Origin of the sequence: Bacillus sp. FJAT-50079 (assembly GCF_018343515.1) — a bacterium.
Taxonomy (GTDB): Bacteria; Bacillota; Bacilli; order Bacillales; family Bacillaceae_C; genus Lederbergia.
The window spans coordinates 562,994-583,320 of the sequence record NZ_JAGYPD010000001.1 but is presented as its reverse complement, the minus strand read 5'-3'; the positions used below and the strand labels follow the sequence as shown (position 1 = coordinate 583,320).

Sequence of the window (20,327 nt, the reverse complement as noted above, 5' to 3'; positions counted from 1 at the left end):
GCCCATTTATGGGCTGCCTTAAAAGTTTATCGAGTATTTTTAAGATTGGAATGATACAATAAAATTAATTTTCATGAGGAGATGAATGGATTTGTTTCAAAGTGGAGAAAAGATCGTATTCATTGGTGACAGCATTACAGATACGGGCCGAAGAGAAGACCCGGAAGGAATCGGTCATGGATATGTCCGGCTTATTCGCGATTATTATGCAGTAACATTGCCTTATCTACGTCTTGAAGTGATAAACAAAGGGATAAGTGGGAATCGGGTCGATGATTTGGCTGCTCGTTGGCAAGAGGATATTATTGAGCTTCAACCGGATTGGGTATCGATTTCAATTGGTATTAATGATGTATGGAGGCAACTGAAGCGACCAGAAGAGGAGCAAATTTATCCGGAGCAGTTTGAGCAAATATATGCGAATTTGCTGAATCAACTCGTATCAAAAACAGAGGCAAACATCATTTTAATGGAGCCAACGGTTATTGAAGAAAACGGTGATGCCATTGGAAATCGCATGCTCATTCCATATATAGATGCTGTTCATCGTTTGGCGAAGGAACATGGAGCAATCATTGTTCCGACACATCAAGCTTTTCTTGCATTTTTAGCTCATCAATCTGGTTTTCCATTAACAACAGATGGGGTACATATGAATACAGCCGGTAATTTGCTAATGGCGAAAACATGGATTAAAGCGCTTCAACATCGGAGCAGGTAAAAGTGAGACAAAATTAGATGAGTGTCCTTTCTCATACACTTGTTTGGAGGCATATATAAAAGAGTTATATTTCGTAGTGTTAGAGGAGAGTTTATATGTTTCGCTTATCAATCTTTTTCTTTTTACTATTTTCAGCCTTTTCGATCACGGGTGGGCTTATGCCCTTGTATTTGAAAGAACTAGGATTAAGCACAGAGCAAATTGGTTTGCAGCTTGCAATGGGAGCGGTCATTTCGATCGTTGGCCAGCCCTTTTTTGGCTTCGTGAGCGATAAGATTCAGTCGACAAAGCGCGTGTTAATCGTCATTATGTTTGCTGCCTTGGCTGTTAGCTTTTTCTATTTTTCTGTTCAATCAAGCTTTCTATTACTCATTTTGTTTATGACATTAAACTTATTTGCAAGCTCAACGGGACCGCTCACGGAAAACTTATCAATTACTTATTCACAAAGAAATAATAAAAATTACGGGGCGATCAGGTTATGGGGAGACGTCGGTGTTGGAACGGGATCGGTCGTCTTCGGCTTTCTCATCGGAGTGATTGGTCTTCAGCATTTAGGAAAAATGTATGCGATCATTCTTATATTAACGATTATCGTTAGTTTCTTTTTACAGGATGGAAGGAAGACAAATGCGAAGGCGATTACACTTGGATCGATTCATCAATTGTTTAAAAATCGTGAATACATGCTGTTTTTATCTATATGCTTACTTATTTTTATGACACATCGGATGAATGATAGTTTGTTAACGGTTTATATATCTGATCTTGGTGCGACGGAATTACAAGTTGGTGTTTCATGGATGGTTGCGACGTTTTCAACCGTTCCTTTATTTATTATAGTGGGGAAGCTACTTACTCAATATAAGGAATTAACATTGATTTTTGTAGCTGCTGTTTTATATTGTGTGCGCTGGTTTTTATATAGTCTTTTTAATGAACCAATTGCATTCATTCTTTTGCAAGCAATGCACGGAATTACCTTCCCTATTTTTATCGTTGCCGCCATGTTTTTCGTAACGAGAATTGTCCCAGAGGAAATTGCCGCTACTGGTCAAACGATATTTATTGCAGTCATTGTAGGCCTCGGTGGGTTAATTGGCAGTGGTGGGGGCGGGTATTTTATGTCACATTTTGGTGCAAGTGCGACGTATTTATTAGGGGCTTCGATCACCGCGGTTGGAAGTGTCCTTTGCTTGTTGACGGTACTTTCCCGGCGCTCTAGGCAAATGAACTATTGAAACTTGAAAAGCATCCGTTTGATTGAATATATCACAACACAGTCGGATATAAAGACCGTCCTTTGGAGGGATCGATCATAAAAACGTTGAGATTGCTTTCTTTTCTTAGTGTTGCCGCATTGATCATATGGATATTTAACTCAGAATGGTTCACTCTTATAAAGAGCGGGAATATGGACGAAGTTGAAAAATATATTAGCGAGGAACAATTAACGACGCTTTTTCTCACATTTTCATTAATGACCATTCAAAATTTATTTACATTGATTCCGTTAATTTTGCTTGTCACAATCAATCTATTTATTTATGAATTTACTTTAGGCTTTTTTTGGAGTTGGGGGACGAGTGTTGCTGGCAGCATTATATCCTTTGTATTATACCGATATTGGCTTCAGTCATTGTTTCGTAAGCGAATGGATTTAGAAATGAAGGAGAAGATTGAAAGCCATGGCTTTTTATTTATCCTTTACTTAAGGTTGATCCCGTTTGTCCCTTCCAGCTTGGTCAACATTGCGGCTGGAGCAAGCACGATTTCCTTTTCTCGTTATGTGTCGGCAACACTCATCGGAAATTTTATCTATATTTTCATGATGTGTTTCTTTGTACACGAGATGATCTCGGCAAATATAGAAATACTTCCGATATTAAGTGGCTTACTAGGATTGCTCCTGATCGCTTATTTGATTAGAAAAAGAAAAACATCGAAGGAAAAAGAAAAGGATATGGAGATAAAATAAAGGCTGGGACATAACTAAAGTGATCATCTTTATAGACGAACAATGCAATATCTTGGCGTAGGGAATATACGTAGACTCCTGCGGGGGGAAGGCATCGGTGAGATCCCGCAGTGCGTATTTAAGGAACGAAGCCTAAATTCGCCACATCGTGTGGCGAATTTAGGCTTCGTGACCAACATCCTGTTGGCCCGAGGCTCAACAGCCGCTCGCGGAAAGCGAAGTATATTTCCGGGGCGAGTTATTTCAGTCGCTATCGTTCGTATTTTGATTTGTTAAAAAACCTTTGTCCCAGCCTCTTGTTTTAAATAACGAGAATAAGGCTGACAGCCATGACGAGCATTCCACTAATTAGACCATAAATAGAAGTATGTTCTTCATCGTATTTCTTCGCTGCCGGCAAGAGGCCGTCGAGTGAGATAAATACCATAATCCCCGCTACTCCGGAAAAAATAATCCCAAATAGAACATCGTTTAAAAAAGGCATAAGGACGAGAAACGCAATGATTGCTCCGACTGGTTCCGACAGCCCCGATAAAAAGGATAAACGAAATGCTTTTTTTTTGCTTCCGGTAGCAAAGTAAATCGGAACGGCGACGGCGATCCCTTCAGGAATATTGTGGATCGCAATGGCAATAGCAATCGCAACTCCGAGCCCTGGGTCTTGTAAGGCAGCAGTAAACGTAGCAATCCCTTCAGGGAAGTTATGGATCGCAATCGCAAGTGCGGTAAATGTCCCCATCTTTAGCAGCTCAGCATGGTTTGTTCCATTGCCTTTTATATCCTCTACCTTTTTTAATTCATGGGGATTTCCTTGCTTAGGCACAAGCTTATCAATTAAAGCGATGAGAATCATTCCACCGAAAAATCCTCCGGCGGTTGCCCAATTACCTAGACTGACTCCAAGTGCCAATGTTAAAGCATCCTTTGCTTTTACAAAAATTTCAATCATCGATACATAGATCATGACCCCAGCAGAAAAGCCTAAAGACCAGGATAAAAACTTTGTATTTGTCGTTGATGTAAACATAGCAAAAAAGCTACCAATTCCAGTAGCGAGACCTGCCATTAACGTAAGGCTGAAAGCGAATAACATATTTTCCGGCATGTGCATTCTCCTGCAGTTCGAATTTTTAATAGTTATCATATGCGGCGCAAAAGAGAAAGTTTCATATGGGAAGATTTTCACATATGAAAAAAGGAAAGTCAATACGAGGAAATTTCCGATCTTTAAAGAAAATCATTGAATTTTGAAAACACTCGTCATACAAGGTGCGCAACCGAGCGAGGCAAGCAACCAAGTATGCGAGCGTTTGTTAACAGTCTAAAAGGTTTTCATTCATTCGTACTTTCAGAAATGGCCTTTTCAATGGCTGCTTCTGTAATATTGCGATGAGAGGTAGTCCAAACAGATTTTCCGGATTGAACAATAAAAATTTGTGGTGATTGATGTGTAATACCTAAATCGGCTTCAATCATGTTTGAAACAGGTCTACTTTCTCTCACTTTTAAAAAATACTTTGGAAGATCTGTTTGAAGAGATGTAAATTCATCATAAGCAGCAGCACTAATCGGGCATGTCGTACTATGTTTAAACATAAGCACTGGTTTCTGCTTTGACTCCTCTAATATATGTTTCCATTGTTGCTCTGTTGTTACCTCTTGCAAGTGTGTCATCGTTATCATCCTCTCATCTTTTCCGTTATTATCCCAGATTGTTTTGATTCTTTCACGCGTTTGATTAATTTTATGAAAAATGAAGGAAATTCATCCCTTTTAGCGAATGATTCATTATAAGGATTGTTCGAAGCGTTCGAATTTTTCCGATAGGAAAAGAAAGGGCTTACGTTACAATTTAGGTACTAGCCTCGAACTTCCTAATCCTTCTGATTAAGTATAACAAAAAATTGGAGCTGACATAATTGAAAAGACATACGTTTATATTAATTGGGCATGGGGTTATTAGTAAAGCTTATTTAAAAGCAATTGCTGCGACGAAAAACGCTAAAATCGTTGGTGTGGTAGGACGTAATCAGGAAAGGGTAGCGGCATTTGCAAAAGAGCACCATATTCCTGCATACGGTACAAGCCTGGAGGCTGTTGCCAAAATTAGCGGGGCAACAGCCGTCGCCGTCTGTACGCCTAATGCTCTTCATTATGATGGTGTCATGGAGGCGGCCAGATTAGGGCTTCATTGCCTTTGTGAAAAGCCACTTCATATTTCGCCGGCTATGCAGGAGGAAATGATCGCAGCTTGCGAACAAAATGGGGTAAAACTTGGCGTTTCATATATGCGTCGCTACATTGATCATATTATGTATTTAAAAGAGCTTATCGATTCTGGGAAGCTTGGTAGAATCATGGTTGCAGATGTAATTATCAAGCATTTCCGTGATGAAAAATATTACGCCACATGGCATGGAACAAATGAATTCGATGGTGGTGGACCCTTTCTTCAGCAAGGCAGTCATATCGTTGACATGATTCAATGGCTATGCGGCGGATATAAAGAAGTATTGGCAGCAAAACGATTCCAAGTACTTCATGACATTGAAACAGAAGATCATGGATATGCGGTCATTCAATATAATAACGGTGCGGTTGGCATGATCGAAGCATCAACGGCAAGCATTGGTATGAAAGAAGAGCGTGTTGAAATTTCCGGTACAAAAGGAACGATTGTCGCTAACTATTCGGAAATTACGACATTTGATGTTCCAGGTGTGGAAAAGCCAATATTTAATCCAGCTAATTCTGTGAATGAACGTTTGTTTGAAAAACTAGTTTTTGACTTTGTAGAAGCGATCGATACGGATCGCGATCCTTTTATTTCTGGAAAAGTAGGCAAAGAGGCAACAGAACTTGTTATTGATATTTATGAAAAAGCAGGCGAGCCGATTCGAACGTTTGCAAATGAAGGAGACAATTAGGTGGCATTGAAGATTTTAGCAATTGTAGGCGATTATTATCATGATGAAAACATGTGTCGCCATGTTCTTGATGCTACTATTACAAATATAGAAAATGTGTCCTTAACATATGTTCATGAAAGTTCCCTCGTTCACCAATTGTCTGAAAAACCGGATCTTGTCATCTTGTTTAAAGGAAATAAGCTTCATCCTAAAGATCCTCATTCACCCGTCTGGATGGATGAGGAAACGGCTATTATTATTTCTAAATATGTAAAGGAAGGGGGAGCTTGGTTTGCTTGGCATTCCGGGCTTGCCTCCTATGAAGTAAAGACATATGTCGACATGTTACAAGGGTATTTTGAATACCATCCCAAGCTTTCCCGTATTACATATACCGCTGATAAAAATAACGATATAATTAATCCCGAACTGGAATATGAAATCATAGATGAACATTATTTTATTGATTGTGATAAAGAAAACACCGATGTGTTTTTATATTCACGTTCAAAAGAGGGGCAATCTATTGCAGGGTGGAAACATTTATATGGGGATGGACGTGTTCTTTGTTTCACACCAGCCCATTTAACAGAAGGTCTTATGAATTCGCAAACTGTGGAAATATTGATTGAATCGATCAAATGGTGTTTACGAAAAAATTAGTGGTTTCCATCTTTGCTAGAAGATGGTATATTCTGAATAGAAACGTTTCGATTGAAAAAAGGAGATAAGAAAATATGAGAGTAACTGTTTGGAATGAAAATCGCCATGAGCAGCAAAATCCACTTGTAAAGGAAGTATACCCAGAAGGTATCCACGGCGCCATTGCTTCATTCTTAAAAGAAGCAGAAATAGAAGTGAAAGCGGCTACATTGGATGAGCCAGAACACGGATTGACGGATGAAATATTACAAAACACGGATGTCCTTATTTGGTGGGGTCATATCGCGCACGAAGAAGTAAGTGATCAAGTTGTAGAAAAAGTCCAGCAACGGGTGCTTGATGGGATGGGATTAATCGTTCTTCACTCGGGACATTTTTCGAAAATTTTTAAGCGACTCATGGGCACATCCTGTGATTTGAAGTGGCGTGAAGCAGATGAGAAGGAGCGGATTTGGGTAATCGACCCGAGCCATCCAATTGCGGAAGGAATAGGAGAATACATAGAGCTGGAAAAGGAAGAGATGTATGGTGAGCATTTTGATATCCCTGCACCAGATGAGCTCGTGTTTACGAGCTGGTTTGAAGGCGGTGAAGTGTTCCGAAGCGGCTGTACATATCGTCGCGGAAACGGAAAAGTTTTCTATTTTCGGCCTGGTCATGAAACATATCCGACCTATTACAATCGGGATATCCAGCAAGTAATTATTAATGCTGTAAACTGGGCAAGACCCGTTGAACGGAAACGTCCTCAATACGGCAATGCACAGCCATTAGAAGAAATAAAAAGGTGATTGAATGAAGGAATGGTCTAAAGAAATTATAATCGAAGCTCCAATTGAAGCAATATGGGATTTATTCGATGGCTCACTTGAGAAAATGCAATTGATGATGCCTCAAGTAATCGAAAATAAGCCTGTGAAAATAACGGAAGAGGTCGTTGGAAGTATTTATCGCCAACGATATAAAGAAGGAAAAAGAATCGAAGAATATGACGTTGAGACTTTGCTTTATCTCGATGAACCAAACGAAAAGAAATTAAAGGTAGGATTTATCCTCGCAAACTTTTTTGACATTACAGCACTATATGAATTGAAGAAAATTGACGAAACAAAGACACAATTTCGCTATACGGCAACGAATAAAGTGTTGAAGTGGTATTTTAAACCGTTCTTATTATTTGCTGGTGATAAAGTTGTTGTCTCTTTCGTAAACCGAGTCAAGGAAGTAGCCGAGTCTGCAAAATAAGATGTGCACAAGGAGGAATTGATGATGAACAAACTAAAGGTAGCAGTAATTGGCTGTGGTAGTATTGCGAAGTTTCGCCATTTGCCTGAATATGCCGCAAATGAACATATAGAGATTGTTGCAGCTTGTGATATTGTTGAGGATCGAGCAAAAGAAGCTGCAAATAAATATGGCGCAAAAGCTTTTACTGATTATGAAAAAATGCTCGCATCTGTTGAGATTGATGCTGTTTCCGTCTGTACTCCAAACCATTTGCATGCGGCAATATCAGTTGCCGCCTTAAATGCGGGTAAACATGTATTATGTGAGAAGCCAATGGCGACCTCCAAAGAAGAGGCTTTATCGATGATTGAAGCTGCCGAGATAAATGGGAAAAAACTAATGATTGGCCATAATCAGCGCTTTGTTGCTTCGCATCAAAAAGCACGTCAGTTAATTGCTGATGGCGAGATTGGCAAAATTTATGGCTTCCGCACAGCATTTGGTCATCCTGGTCCAGAGGGATGGAGTGCGGATGGGAAAGATAGTTGGTTTTTCAGGAAAGAGGAAGCGTTTATTGGTGCAATGGGAGATTTAGGTGTGCATAAAACCGACTTGCTCCGTTATTTGCTTGGAGAGGAGTTTGTCGAGGCTGCTGCATTCGTTGAGACTGGAGCGAAGGAAAATAGTACGGTAGATGATAATGCGGTCTGTGTATTGAAAACTGAAAGCGGCGTCATTGGAACGCTTGCAGCAAGTTGGGTCTATAAAAAGGAAGACAATTCGACAATTATTTATGGGGAAAAAGGCGTCATTCGTCTCGAAGATGACCCAGAATACTCCTTAATCATTCAATATAGCAATGGTGACGTTGGGAATTTTAAATTAGGAAAAATCCAGTCAAATGAGGAAGGTGGACAAACGAGTTCACATACGATTGATCAATTTATTAATTGCATCATCAACGATACAGAGCCCGCTGTTAGCGGCGAAGAAGGAATGAAATCATTAAATGTTGTACTTGCTGCACTTGAATCGAATGAAACGAAACGGATCGTTGCGATTGATTCGGAAGTAAGTACTCATGCTTGAATAGAGGATGATCGATCATGGATGTATTAGAAATAGGAATCGTCGGTGTTGGAGGGATTGCGCGTGGAAGACATATCCCCGCTTTTCAAAAATTAACCGGCGAAGTGTTGATTAAAGGCGTTACTGATGTTCAGCTTGAACGAGCACAGGCAGTTGCAAAGGAATTCGATATTCCAAATGTATATAAAACATATGAGGAAATGTTACAACATGTTGATGCTGTGATCATTTGTACACCGAATAAGTTTCATGCTGAGTTAACGATTGCTGCATTTCAGGCGGGTGTCCATGTTTTTTGTGAGAAGCCGATGGCATTGAGCGTTGCTGAATGTGAGGAGATGGTTGCGGCAGCCAAAACAGCTGGAAAGGTGTTAGCAATCGGCTATCATTACCGCTCGATGAAACAGGTGCAAGCAGCTAAAGCGATTATGGAATCGGATGAGATCGGCAATCCGCTCGTTATTCGTGTCCAGGCATTACGGCGCCGCCAAGTTCCTGGGTGGGGAGTTTTTACAAATAGGGAACTTCAAGGTGGAGGAAGTTTAATAGATTATGGTTGTCATATGCTTGATTTGGCATTATGGCTTGTCGGCGATGCAGAGCCAACCGAAGTGATGGCCTCTACTTATAACACATTAAGTAAAACCCCTGGGCAAGTGAATCAGTGGGGCGAATTTGATCCCGATACATTTGATGTTGATGATCATGTTACCGCTTATATTACCTTTAGCAATGGTGCATCGATGCTTCTGGAAACATCATGGTCCAACAATATTAAAGAGGAATCACTTGAAAATGTAAGTATTTCTGGCGATAAAGGCGGATTGGAAGTTTTTCCATTAACAGTGAATTATCCGAAACATGGGATGCTTTTTAATAGTCAAGTAGCGTGGGCACCTGGAGAAGAAGATGAAGGGCTTGTGCAAGCGAAGAACTTTGTCGATGCTTGTCGAGGGAAAAGAGAGTTTATCGTTAAACCGGAAGAAGCGCTAAATGTTTCGAAAGTAATCGAGGCCATATATGCAAGCAGCGAAGCAAAGACAAGCGTAAAAATCTAAAGAAATGGGTGTGGAACGATATGAAACTAGGAGTATTTACTGTTTTATTTGCAGATAAATCTTTTGAAGAAATGCTTGATTACGTTCAGGCATCTGGGCTTGATGCCGTAGAAATTGGCACAGGTAATTATCCAGGCAACGCTCATTGTGATCTTGATGGTTTGTTAGAAAGTGAAGCGAAGCGCAAAGAGTATATGAAGCAAATAGAATCTCGCGGTTTAACGATTAGTGCGTTTAGCTGTCATGGCAATCCGCTTACGCCAGATAAAGAGTTTGCTAAAATATCCCATGATACATTTGTTAAAACGGTTAAACTAGCAGAGATGATGAATGTTCCAGTCGTAAACACATTCTCAGGTACACCTGGAGACCATGAAGGGGCAAAATATCCGAATTGGCCAGTCGCACCATGGCCCAATGATTACAGTGATATATTGAAATGGCAATGGGAAGAAAAGCTTGTTCCTTATTGGAGAGAGTGGGGACAATTTGCCCAAGATCACCGAGTAAAAGTAGGGATTGAATTGCACGGGGGCTTTTTAGTTCATACACCGCACACGATGCTGAAACTAAGAGAATTAACATGCGAAGCAGTTGGTGCAAACTTTGATCCAAGTCATATGTGGTGGCAAGGCATCGATCCGGTAGCTGCCATCAAAATCCTTGGCAAAGAGAATGCAATCCATCATTTTCATGCGAAAGATACGTTTATTGATCAAGAAAATGTTAATATGTATGGATTGACGGATATGCAGCCGTACGGTGAAGTAAAGACGCGCGCATGGAACTTCCGCTCGGTCGGTTGTGGCCATGATTTAAAAGAATGGTCAGATATGATGAGCGCTCTCCGAACATTCGGCTACGATTTTGTCGTCAGCATCGAGCATGAAGATCCGATCATGTCGATCGAAGAAGGCTTCCAACGTGCAGTTAGCAATTTACAGACAGTGCTTATTAAAGAACAGCCTGCCGATATGTGGTGGGCGTAAGGGAAATGAATAACAAACATTTTGTTGTCCTTCGTACTTTGTGTGAGGGACAATTTTTTCATTTAGTTGGGTTTAGTAAGTACTTATGACCCGTAAAATTAGGGGAGTGGCTCGTAAATTAGGGGGAGTGGCTTGTAAATTAGCGGGAGTGGCTTGTAAATTAGGGGAGTGGCTCGTAAGTTAGGGGAGTGGCTCGTAAATTAGGGGAAGTGGCTTGTAAATTAGCGGGAGTGGCTCGTAAATTAGGGGAAGTGGCTTGTAAATTAGGGGAGTGGCTTGTAAATTAGCGGGAGTGGCTTGTAAATCCTAGTGAGTGCTTAAAAGCAAGCACCAACATGCTTTCGTAAAGATGGATATTCCTATTACCCTCCCAAATTACATTCTGTCCATTATTAATGGGGAATCCCATATGTTTATCTTCATTATGTATCTCTTAATGATGCAATTTCTAAGTTTGAAAAGAGGATTGCAATGATTCCGATATACTTGTAATTAAACTGTAAAGAGCTTGGATAAGTTCAGTATTCACAATGCTTCGCCATCATGTGGTTTATTTTTCCAAAAAATCCTCCGCTTTTATATGTTACGATGAATGCGAAAATACATACTAGATTTCGGAGGTAAACGATGAAAAGACCTTTTTTAACGACAACATTAGCGATTACAATCGGATTAAGTTCCTTTACTGTTCCACTACCAATAGCAAATGAGGTGTTAGCGGCGGGACAAACAGATCAACAAATCGTTGAGGCTAAAGCTGATCAATTAATCCAAACGGCGAAAAGCTTAATTGGCAAAGCGACATATAGCAATACGGAATACAAACCAACAGCTCCATATAAATTTTCATGTGCAACATTTATAATGTATATATTTGAAAAAAATGGTGTGGATCTTGCGACGTATAACGAAGATTATATGATGCAGCAAGGTACGCCAGTTGCTAGAAACCAATTGCAAAAAGGTGATCTATTATTCTTTGATAGCAGAGGTGGAAAGGTTCCGAACCATGTTGCTATGTATATTGGTGATAATAAGGTAATTCATATGGCTGACCCGCAACAAAATATTGTCATTACTGACTTAGATAGTAAGCCTTATTATAAAGACAATTACATTACAGCCCGGAGAGTATTGCCTAGCTTACTTCCATCAAATCCAGCAACAAAGGGAGATAACATTGTCGGACTTTCTTATGATGTAATGAATAAGGTGACGATGGGCAATGTAAATGATGAAAAGGCAATGAAATTTACAGGAGCAGGCTTCGTTAATTATATTTATAAACAAAATGGCGTAAATTTAGGAACGACGAATTTAAGCGAGCAAATGAAAAAAGGTACGACTGTATCACGAGCGAATTTAAAGAAAGGTGATTTGGTTTTCTTTAGTACTTCGGTGGGCTCAAAAACGCCTGGTTTGGTCGGGATTTACGCAGGTGAACACAGAATCATTATTCCGACATCGAGCGGGGTTCAGACGAGAGTGTTATTTGTCGATTATTATGATCAACGCTATTTAACGGCAAAGCGAGTGTTTACAGAAAACGCAGCGCCAACAATCACTCCGCCTACAACAAATGAACAATCTAATTCAGGTACCGCTGTGTCTGATGGACTTGTTACATTTGCTTCTAGCTTAATCGGAAAAGCGAAATTCGGTTACACATACGATGAAAAATCACTCACATTCACAGGGGCGGGATTTACATATTATGTGTATAAGAAGCAAGGGATCGATCTAAAGGATAAGCTTGCAAGTAGACAAGCACAGGTCGGCAAAGTAGTTCAAAAGGCGAGTTTGCAAAAGGGCGATCTGCTCTTCTTCTCAACAGATAATAAAGGTGTAAATATTACGCAAACAGGGATTTACATCGGTGCCAATCAATTTATTTCCTTATCTACTACGGGGGAAGTTGTGAAACAGAGTTTAGACTCCGCTTGGGCTAAAAGCAATTATGTGACAGCTCGTCGTGTCCTTTAACACGAATTAGCAAAAGCACTATGGGGAATGCCTCATTGTCTTTCAAACTCCCTCCTAAATCAATTGGGTGTCACAGTCTAGGAAGGCAACCTAAGTGCAGCGCCTCAAGCGGGCACAAGCAAGAAAAATCTGGGCGCAATGAAACTGAGGCGTAATCAATAATTAAAAGAAGCATTCAATAGCGAATGCTTCTTTTATTATTTTACTTTCAAATTACTGGCAAATTCGATCATCGATCGGCTAGACATCGGTCCTTTAATTAAAACAATACTCTGATTGTCTAAAATCGGGTCTAAAAGCTCTTTAATACCAGAAACATCCTGAAACATATGGATATTTGCCTTTGCTCCATCTTGTATCGCTTGCTTCGCGATTTCTTCAGCCTTTTTACCAATTGTGATCAGTGTGTGGATTTGTCTTTCAGCAACCATGCTTCCGATATCGCGATGATATTTTTTTTCAAAGTTACCTAATCGATTAATATCTCCTAAAATAACGATGACCTTTTTATCTTTCCCAATCGAATCAAGTACGTTTAACGCGGCCTCAACAGAAGTAGGATTGTTCGTCCATGTGTCATCGATGATCGTACTTCCAGCGATCCCCTCGGAAAATTCTAGATGTCGCTCCATATTTTTGAAGGTGCGGAGACGAAGAATGGCCTTTCCGATATCCATTCCCATTTCGTGTACAGCAGCTAGGGCAGCGAGTGCATTATATACTTGATGCTCACCATAGCCAGGTACGAAAGCATGATAGATTCGACTGGAAAAATGGAGTCGGAAACGCATGCCGCCGTTTGCAAATGCAATATGTGAAGCCCTTATATCTGAATTCTTATTTGTCCCAAAGTGAATGATTTTTCCTTTGAAAAGATGTAAAGGAATCTTTTTCGTATTTTCATCATCCATGTTAATAATTAATGTCCCATCTTGTTTGATTCCATCAATAATTTCAGCTTTTGCTTTAATGTATCCTTCAAGACTTTTACATCCATCTAAATGGTGAACACCAATATTGGTAATGATTCCGATTGTTGGCTGGTAGATCATACATTGATGCTTAATGTTACCTGTATTCCCTAATCCAAGTTCAAAAACAGCCGCATCCGTCTTTTCATCAATCCCAGTTAAGTATGGCAATGACTGGCGCGGTTCATTTTTACTGCTTACAGAGGCTTGCACGTTTCGATCTTGTTCCATCATATGTTTGATCATATCTTTTGTCGTTGTTTTTCCGCATGTTCCTGTAATTGCTGCAATTGGAATATGAAAAAGTTCACGATAATATTGAATAAATGTCCAATAAGCTTGAATAAGGCTCGTCACTTTCACGACGGTTGTATTTGCTTTTGCCTTTTGTAATTCGGAGGTAGCCATATTCGTAATCACAAGGGAGGGTCCGAGCCGGTCAATTTCATGCCAATTCACCGTATCGGCTTTGCTCACAAATATAAGGGTGTTATGCTTTGTTAAGTCATGGCGTTTATAATAAATGGCGTGATTTACGTACCATTGCTCTGAACCAGAAATTAATTTACCTTCAAGTAATTTGCGAATGTCTTTTACAAGCAAGGATTGCAATCAAATTCCTCCTTTCTTCATAAACTATCGTATGAAAAACGCGTAGTAAATGTATGGGTTATCCTAAAAGGGAGAAGAGCTTCTTTTTTTAAAGTTTAAAATATCTCGATACATCGTTTTATCGTCCAATAAATTAAACATAGAAAGTTCAGGAGTATAATTTCCTTCAATAATAAATACGTGCGTTGCACTTGTCATGCCAATATCGAAGCCGACGAGTGAAATGTTTGGATTTTCTTTTTCAAGAGTATGTGAAGCTGCGATACACATTTGATTTATTTTGTTTTCAAGTCGATCGATGTTCATATATGGAAGTTTTGCTTGATGAAATGCATCTTCAAACGTTAACAGTTTTTGAGCGACATTCGTAATCATATAATCTTGACTTGCGACTTTCACGATTTTCCCTGTTACATACCAGATTGAATCGAGCTTTTGGGTAACAACCCTGACATCAATCGGACAATCATCGATTGTTATGAGTGGAATCCATTTCTGAATAAGGTAGTATTTTTTAGATAGGTAGTTTTTTTCAATAAATTGATACGCTTCATCAAGTGTCGACATCGTTAATGTTTTTCTCCCAGAATGCAGTTCATACCCATGAGAAGTTAGGGAGATAGTAGCAACTCCTTTTCCCTCTTGCCCTAAACAAGGCTTAATAATCACTCGTTTATATTTTTCAAGAAAGTCATGAAGCGATATTTTTGTCAGTAGGGCAGTGTGAGGTACGTATGAGCGCAGTGAGGCTTGCGTAACGAGCGTCTGATATTGGCTCCATTTACTAATGGGAGGATGTAGGATTGTGTCTTGGATCCAAATATCTCCTTGCAAATTGTAAATCATTTCAACCACGACTGTATTGCAATTTGGGAATGTGTTGCCAAGTGATTGAGCTGTTAAGATCGCTAGCTTTTTCAATTTCCGTATAAAATTTTCAAAAATGAATTTTCCTAATGAGGGATGGTTCTTTTTCGGTTCAGGGATGAAGACCCACTCCGCGGAGGGGGAGTCGCGATGGACAGTTGCAATATATGGAAAGTGGTTAGGAAAAAGCTCCGCATGTAGTAGCGATGGTTGAACAATGGCGTATTTCCAATGAATTTCATTTTCGACTATATATTCATATGCTTCATCTAAACTGTCAGTAGTCATTGCGTTTTGGTAGGAGCGGATTGCATATATTCCATTTATTAAGGAAATACAAATTTGTCCGGAGCCGAATGCAGGCTTAATCAATACGGATTTATATTTTTCAATCGATGAAAGTAGGACCTCCTTCGAGAACAGCGCCGTTTCTACTAAATGTTTTTGTAGGAGCTCCTCACTCCATAATTGTTTATATAGACTAACTCGCCCCCAGTTTGCTTTCAATGATCTCATCTCCTTTCAATTGTCAGCTAGAAGATAAAACTCCCGGTCATATCCCGAGAGTCCTATCAGATTTATGCTTCTTGGCAACCTTCTGCCTTAATAGAGCCCTGAGGAACAGCGAGAGCCCCGTTTTGATCAAAAAAGCCGCCGATAACAAACTTTTGAATGATGTCCTTTCCGAATTGTTGTGCAACATCGATAAAAATAGCTTCAAAAGCAAATCTTCGTCCATTCACGATTCCGATTCCTCTGACCGTTACTTCACAGTTTTGTCCTACTTTCCTACACTTGATCAAGCTAAATGTCTTTGCAACGAATGTAAAGTTATTTTCATTAGGAGTTTCGGTATCAGTGAATGTCATTGTAAATGTCGATGTTTCAGGTGAAGTGATGCAAATGTCTGCTGAATATGCTAGATTTCCTGTGATGCGTTCTGGCAAGCAAATAAATTTCACTTTATGATTCTCAACGAATGCCTCAACGAATACTCCGCAAGGGCAGATCACACCCATATACGTTCCTCCTTTCTTCTCAATTACTAGTAATATATGAGTGGTGGCAAGTTCTGCTCGTGCATTCATCCTAGTAGTAGCAAAATTCTCTTAAGTAGGCTTGTACAAAAAATCCAGCCCCTCTAACCCTTTTACGCCAAAGGGGAGGGTTATTGTTTTTTACGGATGTTCCTTGCTAATTCGATAATTGGTGTACTGTACATATCACCTTTAATAAGGATAATCGTATGTTCATCTGTTAATCTCTCTAAAAGATTATAAACGAGGGTACTATTTTGAAACGTATAAACCTCTGCTTGTAGGCCAAGCTTTACTGCTTGATCCGCCATGATTTTTGCATGCATACCGATGGTAATGAGTACGTCTACACCAATGCGGTGAATAATTTCCCCGGCCTTTTCATGAATGACATAGCCCCAAGAACCTAAGTCAGTTAACGTACCTAATATCGCGATCTTCTTTTTATCTTTTCCAATCTCATTTATCACCTTTAAAGCAGCTTCCAATGAAGTCGTTGTAATGCTCCATGTATCATCTAAGATCGTAGATTGATTGATCCCTTCATGCATTTGAAGATGTTTATTCAGATTTTGAAACGATGCTAATCGTTTTGCTGCTTCAGGAATATTCATTCCAACCTCGTAGACAGCCGCGAGTGTGGAAAGTGCGTTATACACTTGGTGCCCTCCAAAGCCTGGAACAAATAATGGATATTGTTGCTTTTTATGCACGAGAGTAAATTTCATTCCGTTTTGCCAGTAATGGATGTTTTCTGCTTTAAAATCACATCCCTGACTAGTCCCTACCTTAATAATTCGCCCACGATAATTGGTCAAATCTAATTTTTTACTATTCACATCATCCGCATTTATGATCAATACGCCTTCATGGTGAAGCGCCTCAATCATTTCTCCCTTCGCTGCAATATATGCCTCGGGAGTTTTGCAGTAATTTAAATGATGTGCCCCGATATTGGTGATAATTCCGATTGTTGGTTTGAAATATTCCCCTGCTCGTAATACATCGCCTGGTGCACCAACAGCCGCTTCAATCACGGCCGCCTCCGTATCATGATCAATGGAAAGAAGATATTGTAAATGAGCAGTTCGCGAATTATTTGTATTGTTTGTAGCCGTGATCGTTTTATCAAAGGATAAAATATGGCGAATCATTTCTTTTGTCGTTGTTTTACCAGAAGTACCTGTAATGGCAATAATCGGAAGATCGAATAGACTACGATAATAATGAACAAATTGCCAATAGGCCTTTTCGACATCCTCGACTTTAATTACTGTTAGATCTCGTAATTGATTATCAACTGAGAAATCACGACTTGTGACAAGAACGAGAGGAAAAAAATTTTTTAGCTGTTCCCAATTTACAATATTGGCCCGAGCGAAAAAGATCGTATGTGGATGTTTAATTTGTTTAAGGCGATAGGCACCATGATGGATCATCACGTCATCAGATCCTTGGATTAATTTCCCGGAGAGAATGGTTCGTACTTGTTTAACGGAGAGGGAGTTCATCGCAATCGTTAACCTCCTTTCAATAGATAGTATATGTGTGCAATAATTCTTTGCTTGTACGATCAAATCATCTATTTCCTCAAAATTGCATCACTCTATAACTTTTATCCATGATAGGTGACCATACAGGAAAGAGGTTTACATCATACACATATAACGAGTTCTTTTTTAGCGACATATACGTAGGGGTGGGCCGTTTGAAAACTATTATCTTTATTGGTACAAATAAATCTGGTTCAAGTAGGGAAGCAATTAAAGCAGCCGAACGTTTAGGATATTTTACAGTTGTTTTTACAAATAATGAAAAGCAACTACAACAAAGGGAAGAGTACATCGAGGTTCATGAAATGATTTTTATTAAAAATCATCATCTTTCCGATATGAAAAAGGAAGTTCAGAAATTGCAGCTGCAAGGTAAGGACATTAAGACGATCGTTAGTTTCATTGATTCACAGGTTCATATTGCAACCGCCCTTTGTGAAGAATTTTGCCCGAATAATATTTCGTCAGAGTCCATCTATATCATGGAGAATAAAGATGAAACAAGAGTATTTTTAAGTGATCAGCCATATACACCGAAATTCATAATTGTAACTCCGGATGTGCCAATTCATTATAGGATGATTAAAACGATGCTTACCTACCCAGTTATGGTCAAAGCGCCAAAGTCAACGGGGTCGAAAGATGTGCTTTTTGCCGAGGATGAGAAGCAGTTAAAAAGGCATATCCAAGTTTTGCGTGAGAAAAACCCGGATGACACGATTATTATTGAGGAATATGTTGAAGGTGAGCAATATTTAGTTGAGGCACTTATCTATAATAACAAGCTGCTTATTGCTGGGATAATTAAACAGGAAATTACCCATGGCCGAAGGTTCATCGTTACAGGCTATGGTGTACTTGCGCATGTCCCGCCAACAATTCAAAGAGATATTGAAGAGATATTGCAGTCGATTATTGAAAAGTTTGGATTGGAAAAAGCCGCTCTCCATCTTGAATTGCGTTGGACACGTCATGGCTGGAGGTTAATCGAGATCAATCCGCGAATTTCTGGCGGCGCAATGAATAATATGTTGCAAGCCGCATTCGGCTTCAATTTAGTCGAGGAAACTTTGAAGTTATTTTTAGGAGAGCAACCACAATTGCAGGTGACGAGCAATCATTATGTCTTTACAAAATATATCATTCTCGCGAAAAAGGGAATTTTAGAAAAAGTGACGGGAAGAGGGAGGGCGAGAAAGTCCCCTGGTGTCGTGGAGGTGTATGTAAAGCCTAAAAAGGGAACAAAGCTAACCCCGCCACTGTCGATGGGACATCGCTATGCCTATGTAATGGCTGCAGGCTCGACAATGAACGAAGCGAGGGAATTTGCAAATGCAGCGGCAAAAGAAATTACCTTCCATTTACAGGAGGAATGAAAGGCTTGGCATTACTTTGAAAGATAAGGTACCACAGTCGTTTGGGGCTGTGGTATTTTGATTTGTGTAATGATATCGATAAGAGGGATTTGTTCAGCTAGAATTGGTGAGCCAGTCACAATGTTTATATCCATCGTTTTCTATTGTATAACATTGTACATCTGGCTTTGTGTTTGCGAGTGAAATGATCATCATCCCAATTTGCGGGTCGATGTGATGTTTCACATCTTCATAGGAGGGGACGGCAGGGGCGGAAGGATGGGAATGAAAAACGAAGAGGATCGTTTCGTTTAATTGTTTGATCGCATGGAACGTCTTCTCCACCTCCTGCTCACTTACATAAAATCTTGAAGTTGAAGAAAGTTCATTTCTTAATTTCCACATCCTTTTAACAATATAATGATTCCTATCGAATGTTCCTGAGAGGATTCCACAGGCTTCGAAAGGATATTGATGCTGACAATAAGTAATCACTTCCTGTAAATGTTGTTGGGATACAAAAAACTTCATTTTCAATCCCCTTTTCTTTTAAAGAAAGGAAATGGGGAGCCTTTTCTTTTTTCACTTTTTCCTGTTTCGGGGGGTTTTTCTCGTTGGGTTGATTCTTTGCTTTGATCTATGCTTGATGTCCCTGGGAAAGCGAAGCTCTGCTTATTCAAATTTGATTTTGTTAATGGGATTTCTTGTGTATTGTTGGCTATGTTTCTCATGGGAATTGAACGTGCGGCAGAGGATTTTTGTAAATCCCTAAACGTAAACGATGAATTCGTTTCCGCTTGGGGTCGGTAGGCTTGATGCTGTGATTGTTGATTCATCTCTGCTTGAATGTTCTTCGTCAAATTATACATATCCTCTAACTTTCGCTTCAATTCATTAAAATCGTTATTTTCTTCAAAGTTTTCCTCCTTTTGAGGAGCGAGGGTGGCAAGCTCTGCAAATCGTTCATGAAGGTCACGCATCTCGTTTTGCATATTAGTCACAAGTTTTTGCATTTCCTTCATTTGCTTTGTGAGCCGTCCGATTTCCTTTTGTGTTTCCTTATATTCCTCCATCGTTACACCATCTTTATCCTGATGTTTCAATAATTGCTCCTGCTCATCAAATGCTTTTTTTAAATTCCTATGTTTATCGATGAGCTGGATATACTTACTATTATTTTCATTGCAACGGGCGATCGTCTGTTTATTCTTTTTTATTTGTTCTTCCAGTTTTTTTATATAATCGTCCTTGCTTCCATCCATCTTACTCACGTTCAATTCCTCCACTCTTTCCAGTGATGGTGACAAAATAGTAT

The 20,327-nt window shown here is 39.6% G+C and carries 20 protein-coding genes; 12 read left to right on the top strand and 8 right to left on the bottom strand.

Annotated elements, in window-relative coordinates:
- The first annotated feature begins 85 nt into the window (after positions 1-85).
- From KHA95_RS02720 to KHA95_RS02710, 3 genes are all read left to right on the top strand, one after another.
- Positions 86-721: an SGNH/GDSL hydrolase family protein gene (locus tag KHA95_RS02720; protein ID WP_213135912.1), complete on the top strand. Its 636-nt coding sequence runs from the start codon at positions 86-88 to the stop codon at positions 719-721.
- 95 nt (positions 722-816) lie between these two features.
- The gene (locus tag KHA95_RS02715) at positions 817-1,962 is read left to right on the top strand and encodes an MFS transporter (RefSeq protein WP_213135911.1); all 1,146 of its coding nucleotides are present in this window, start codon (positions 817-819) and stop codon (positions 1,960-1,962) included.
- Positions 1,963-2,135: 173 nt separating this feature from the next.
- The gene (locus tag KHA95_RS02710; protein ID WP_213135910.1) at positions 2,136-2,699 is read left to right on the top strand and encodes a TVP38/TMEM64 family protein; all 564 of its coding nucleotides are present in this window, start codon (positions 2,136-2,138) and stop codon (positions 2,697-2,699) included.
- A gap of 301 nt (positions 2,700-3,000) precedes the next feature.
- Here the strand turns inward: KHA95_RS02710 and zupT are convergent, their stop codons facing one another.
- Positions 3,001-3,804 carry a zinc transporter ZupT gene (zupT, locus tag KHA95_RS02705; RefSeq protein WP_213135909.1) on the bottom strand — a complete coding sequence of 268 codons (804 nt, stop codon included), beginning with the start codon at positions 3,802-3,804 and terminating at the stop codon, positions 3,001-3,003.
- Positions 3,805-4,031: 227 nt separating this feature from the next.
- Positions 4,032-4,373, bottom strand: coding sequence for a bacillithiol system redox-active protein YtxJ (gene ytxJ, locus KHA95_RS02700; protein ID WP_213135908.1), 342 nt, complete (start codon positions 4,371-4,373; stop codon positions 4,032-4,034).
- A 245-nt stretch (positions 4,374-4,618) separates the two neighbouring features.
- On the opposite strand from ytxJ, the gene KHA95_RS02695 reads away from it, so the two are divergent.
- From KHA95_RS02695 to KHA95_RS02660, 8 genes are all read left to right on the top strand, one after another.
- The gene (locus KHA95_RS02695) at positions 4,619-5,626 is read left to right on the top strand and encodes a Gfo/Idh/MocA family protein (protein WP_213135907.1); all 1,008 of its coding nucleotides are present in this window, start codon (positions 4,619-4,621) and stop codon (positions 5,624-5,626) included.
- On the top strand, positions 5,627-6,271 hold the full coding sequence (locus KHA95_RS02690) for a ThuA domain-containing protein (RefSeq protein WP_213135906.1): 645 nt from the start codon (positions 5,627-5,629) through the stop codon (positions 6,269-6,271). It begins immediately after the preceding gene.
- Positions 6,272-6,345: 74 nt separating this feature from the next.
- Positions 6,346-7,062, top strand: a complete 717-nt coding sequence (locus KHA95_RS02685; protein ID WP_213135905.1) for a ThuA domain-containing protein — start codon at positions 6,346-6,348, stop codon at positions 7,060-7,062.
- A gap of 4 nt (positions 7,063-7,066) precedes the next feature.
- Positions 7,067-7,516 (top strand): SRPBCC family protein, encoded by a 450-nt coding sequence (locus KHA95_RS02680; protein WP_213135904.1) that lies wholly within the window; start codon positions 7,067-7,069, stop codon positions 7,514-7,516.
- Positions 7,517-7,540: 24 nt separating this feature from the next.
- On the top strand, positions 7,541-8,587 hold the full coding sequence (locus KHA95_RS02675; protein ID WP_213135903.1) for a Gfo/Idh/MocA family protein: 1,047 nt from the start codon (positions 7,541-7,543) through the stop codon (positions 8,585-8,587).
- 17 nt (positions 8,588-8,604) lie between these two features.
- A complete protein-coding gene (locus tag KHA95_RS02670) occupies positions 8,605-9,645 on the top strand; it encodes a Gfo/Idh/MocA family protein (RefSeq protein WP_213135902.1) in 1,041 nt (346 codons plus the stop codon).
- A 20-nt stretch (positions 9,646-9,665) separates the two neighbouring features.
- Positions 9,666-10,634 carry a sugar phosphate isomerase/epimerase family protein gene (locus KHA95_RS02665; protein WP_213135901.1) on the top strand — a complete coding sequence of 323 codons (969 nt, stop codon included), beginning with the start codon at positions 9,666-9,668 and terminating at the stop codon, positions 10,632-10,634.
- Between the two features lie 627 nt (positions 10,635-11,261).
- Complete coding sequence (locus tag KHA95_RS02660; RefSeq protein ID WP_213135900.1) at positions 11,262-12,617, top strand: C40 family peptidase; 1,356 nt, start codon at positions 11,262-11,264, stop codon at positions 12,615-12,617.
- A 197-nt stretch (positions 12,618-12,814) separates the two neighbouring features.
- On the opposite strand, the gene KHA95_RS02655 is transcribed toward KHA95_RS02660, so the two are convergent.
- From KHA95_RS02655 to KHA95_RS02640, 4 genes are all read right to left on the bottom strand, one after another.
- On the bottom strand, positions 12,815-14,200 hold the full coding sequence (locus KHA95_RS02655; protein ID WP_213135899.1) for a UDP-N-acetylmuramoyl-tripeptide--D-alanyl-D-alanine ligase: 1,386 nt from the start codon (positions 14,198-14,200) through the stop codon (positions 12,815-12,817).
- 63 nt (positions 14,201-14,263) lie between these two features.
- Positions 14,264-15,574: a YheC/YheD family protein gene (locus KHA95_RS02650; protein ID WP_213135898.1), complete on the bottom strand. Its 1,311-nt coding sequence runs from the start codon at positions 15,572-15,574 to the stop codon at positions 14,264-14,266.
- A gap of 71 nt (positions 15,575-15,645) precedes the next feature.
- Positions 15,646-16,086 (bottom strand): hypothetical protein, encoded by a 441-nt coding sequence (locus KHA95_RS02645; protein WP_213135897.1) that lies wholly within the window; start codon positions 16,084-16,086, stop codon positions 15,646-15,648.
- Between the two features lie 149 nt (positions 16,087-16,235).
- Entirely contained in the window at positions 16,236-17,681 is a 1,446-nt protein-coding gene (locus KHA95_RS02640) for a Mur ligase family protein (RefSeq protein ID WP_249316460.1), read from the bottom strand.
- A 131-nt stretch (positions 17,682-17,812) separates the two neighbouring features.
- Between KHA95_RS02640 and KHA95_RS02635 the strand changes: the two genes are divergently transcribed.
- Complete coding sequence (locus KHA95_RS02635; protein ID WP_249316458.1) at positions 17,813-19,033, top strand: ATP-grasp domain-containing protein; 1,221 nt, start codon at positions 17,813-17,815, stop codon at positions 19,031-19,033.
- Between the two features lie 93 nt (positions 19,034-19,126).
- Here KHA95_RS02635 and KHA95_RS02630 read toward each other — a convergent pair whose 3' ends face one another.
- Together KHA95_RS02630 and KHA95_RS02625 are read right to left on the bottom strand one after the other, a co-directional pair.
- Positions 19,127-19,543, bottom strand: a complete 417-nt coding sequence (locus tag KHA95_RS02630; RefSeq protein WP_213135895.1) for a M67 family metallopeptidase — start codon at positions 19,541-19,543, stop codon at positions 19,127-19,129.
- 2 nt (positions 19,544-19,545) lie between these two features.
- A complete protein-coding gene (locus KHA95_RS02625; protein ID WP_213135894.1) occupies positions 19,546-20,283 on the bottom strand; it encodes a hypothetical protein in 738 nt (245 codons plus the stop codon).
- Positions 20,284-20,327 lie beyond the last annotated feature (44 nt).

Excerpts from the sequence above, each read along its gene's own strand:
- KHA95_RS02720 (WP_213135912.1), top strand. The coding sequence starts at position 86 with ATGGATTTGTTTCAAAGTGGAGAAAAGATCGTATTCATTGGTGACAGC.
- KHA95_RS02715 (WP_213135911.1), top strand. The coding sequence starts at position 817 with ATGTTTCGCTTATCAATCTTTTTCTTTTTACTATTTTCAGCCTTTTCG.
- KHA95_RS02710 (WP_213135910.1), top strand. The coding sequence starts at position 2,136 with ATGGACGAAGTTGAAAAATATATTAGCGAGGAACAATTAACGACGCTT.
- zupT (WP_213135909.1), bottom strand. The coding sequence starts at position 3,804 with ATGCCGGAAAATATGTTATTCGCTTTCAGCCTTACGTTAATGGCAGGT.
- ytxJ (WP_213135908.1), bottom strand. The coding sequence starts at position 4,373 with ATGACACACTTGCAAGAGGTAACAACAGAGCAACAATGGAAACATATA.
- KHA95_RS02685 (WP_213135905.1), top strand. The coding sequence starts at position 6,346 with ATGAGAGTAACTGTTTGGAATGAAAATCGCCATGAGCAGCAAAATCCA.
- KHA95_RS02680 (WP_213135904.1), top strand. The coding sequence starts at position 7,067 with ATGAAGGAATGGTCTAAAGAAATTATAATCGAAGCTCCAATTGAAGCA.
- KHA95_RS02675 (WP_213135903.1), top strand. The coding sequence starts at position 7,541 with ATGAACAAACTAAAGGTAGCAGTAATTGGCTGTGGTAGTATTGCGAAG.
- KHA95_RS02670 (WP_213135902.1), top strand. The coding sequence starts at position 8,605 with ATGGATGTATTAGAAATAGGAATCGTCGGTGTTGGAGGGATTGCGCGT.
- KHA95_RS02665 (WP_213135901.1), top strand. The coding sequence starts at position 9,666 with ATGAAACTAGGAGTATTTACTGTTTTATTTGCAGATAAATCTTTTGAA.
- KHA95_RS02660 (WP_213135900.1), top strand. The coding sequence starts at position 11,262 with ATGAAAAGACCTTTTTTAACGACAACATTAGCGATTACAATCGGATTA.
- KHA95_RS02645 (WP_213135897.1), bottom strand. The coding sequence starts at position 16,086 with ATGGGTGTGATCTGCCCTTGCGGAGTATTCGTTGAGGCATTCGTTGAG.
- KHA95_RS02630 (WP_213135895.1), bottom strand. The coding sequence starts at position 19,543 with ATGAAGTTTTTTGTATCCCAACAACATTTACAGGAAGTGATTACTTAT.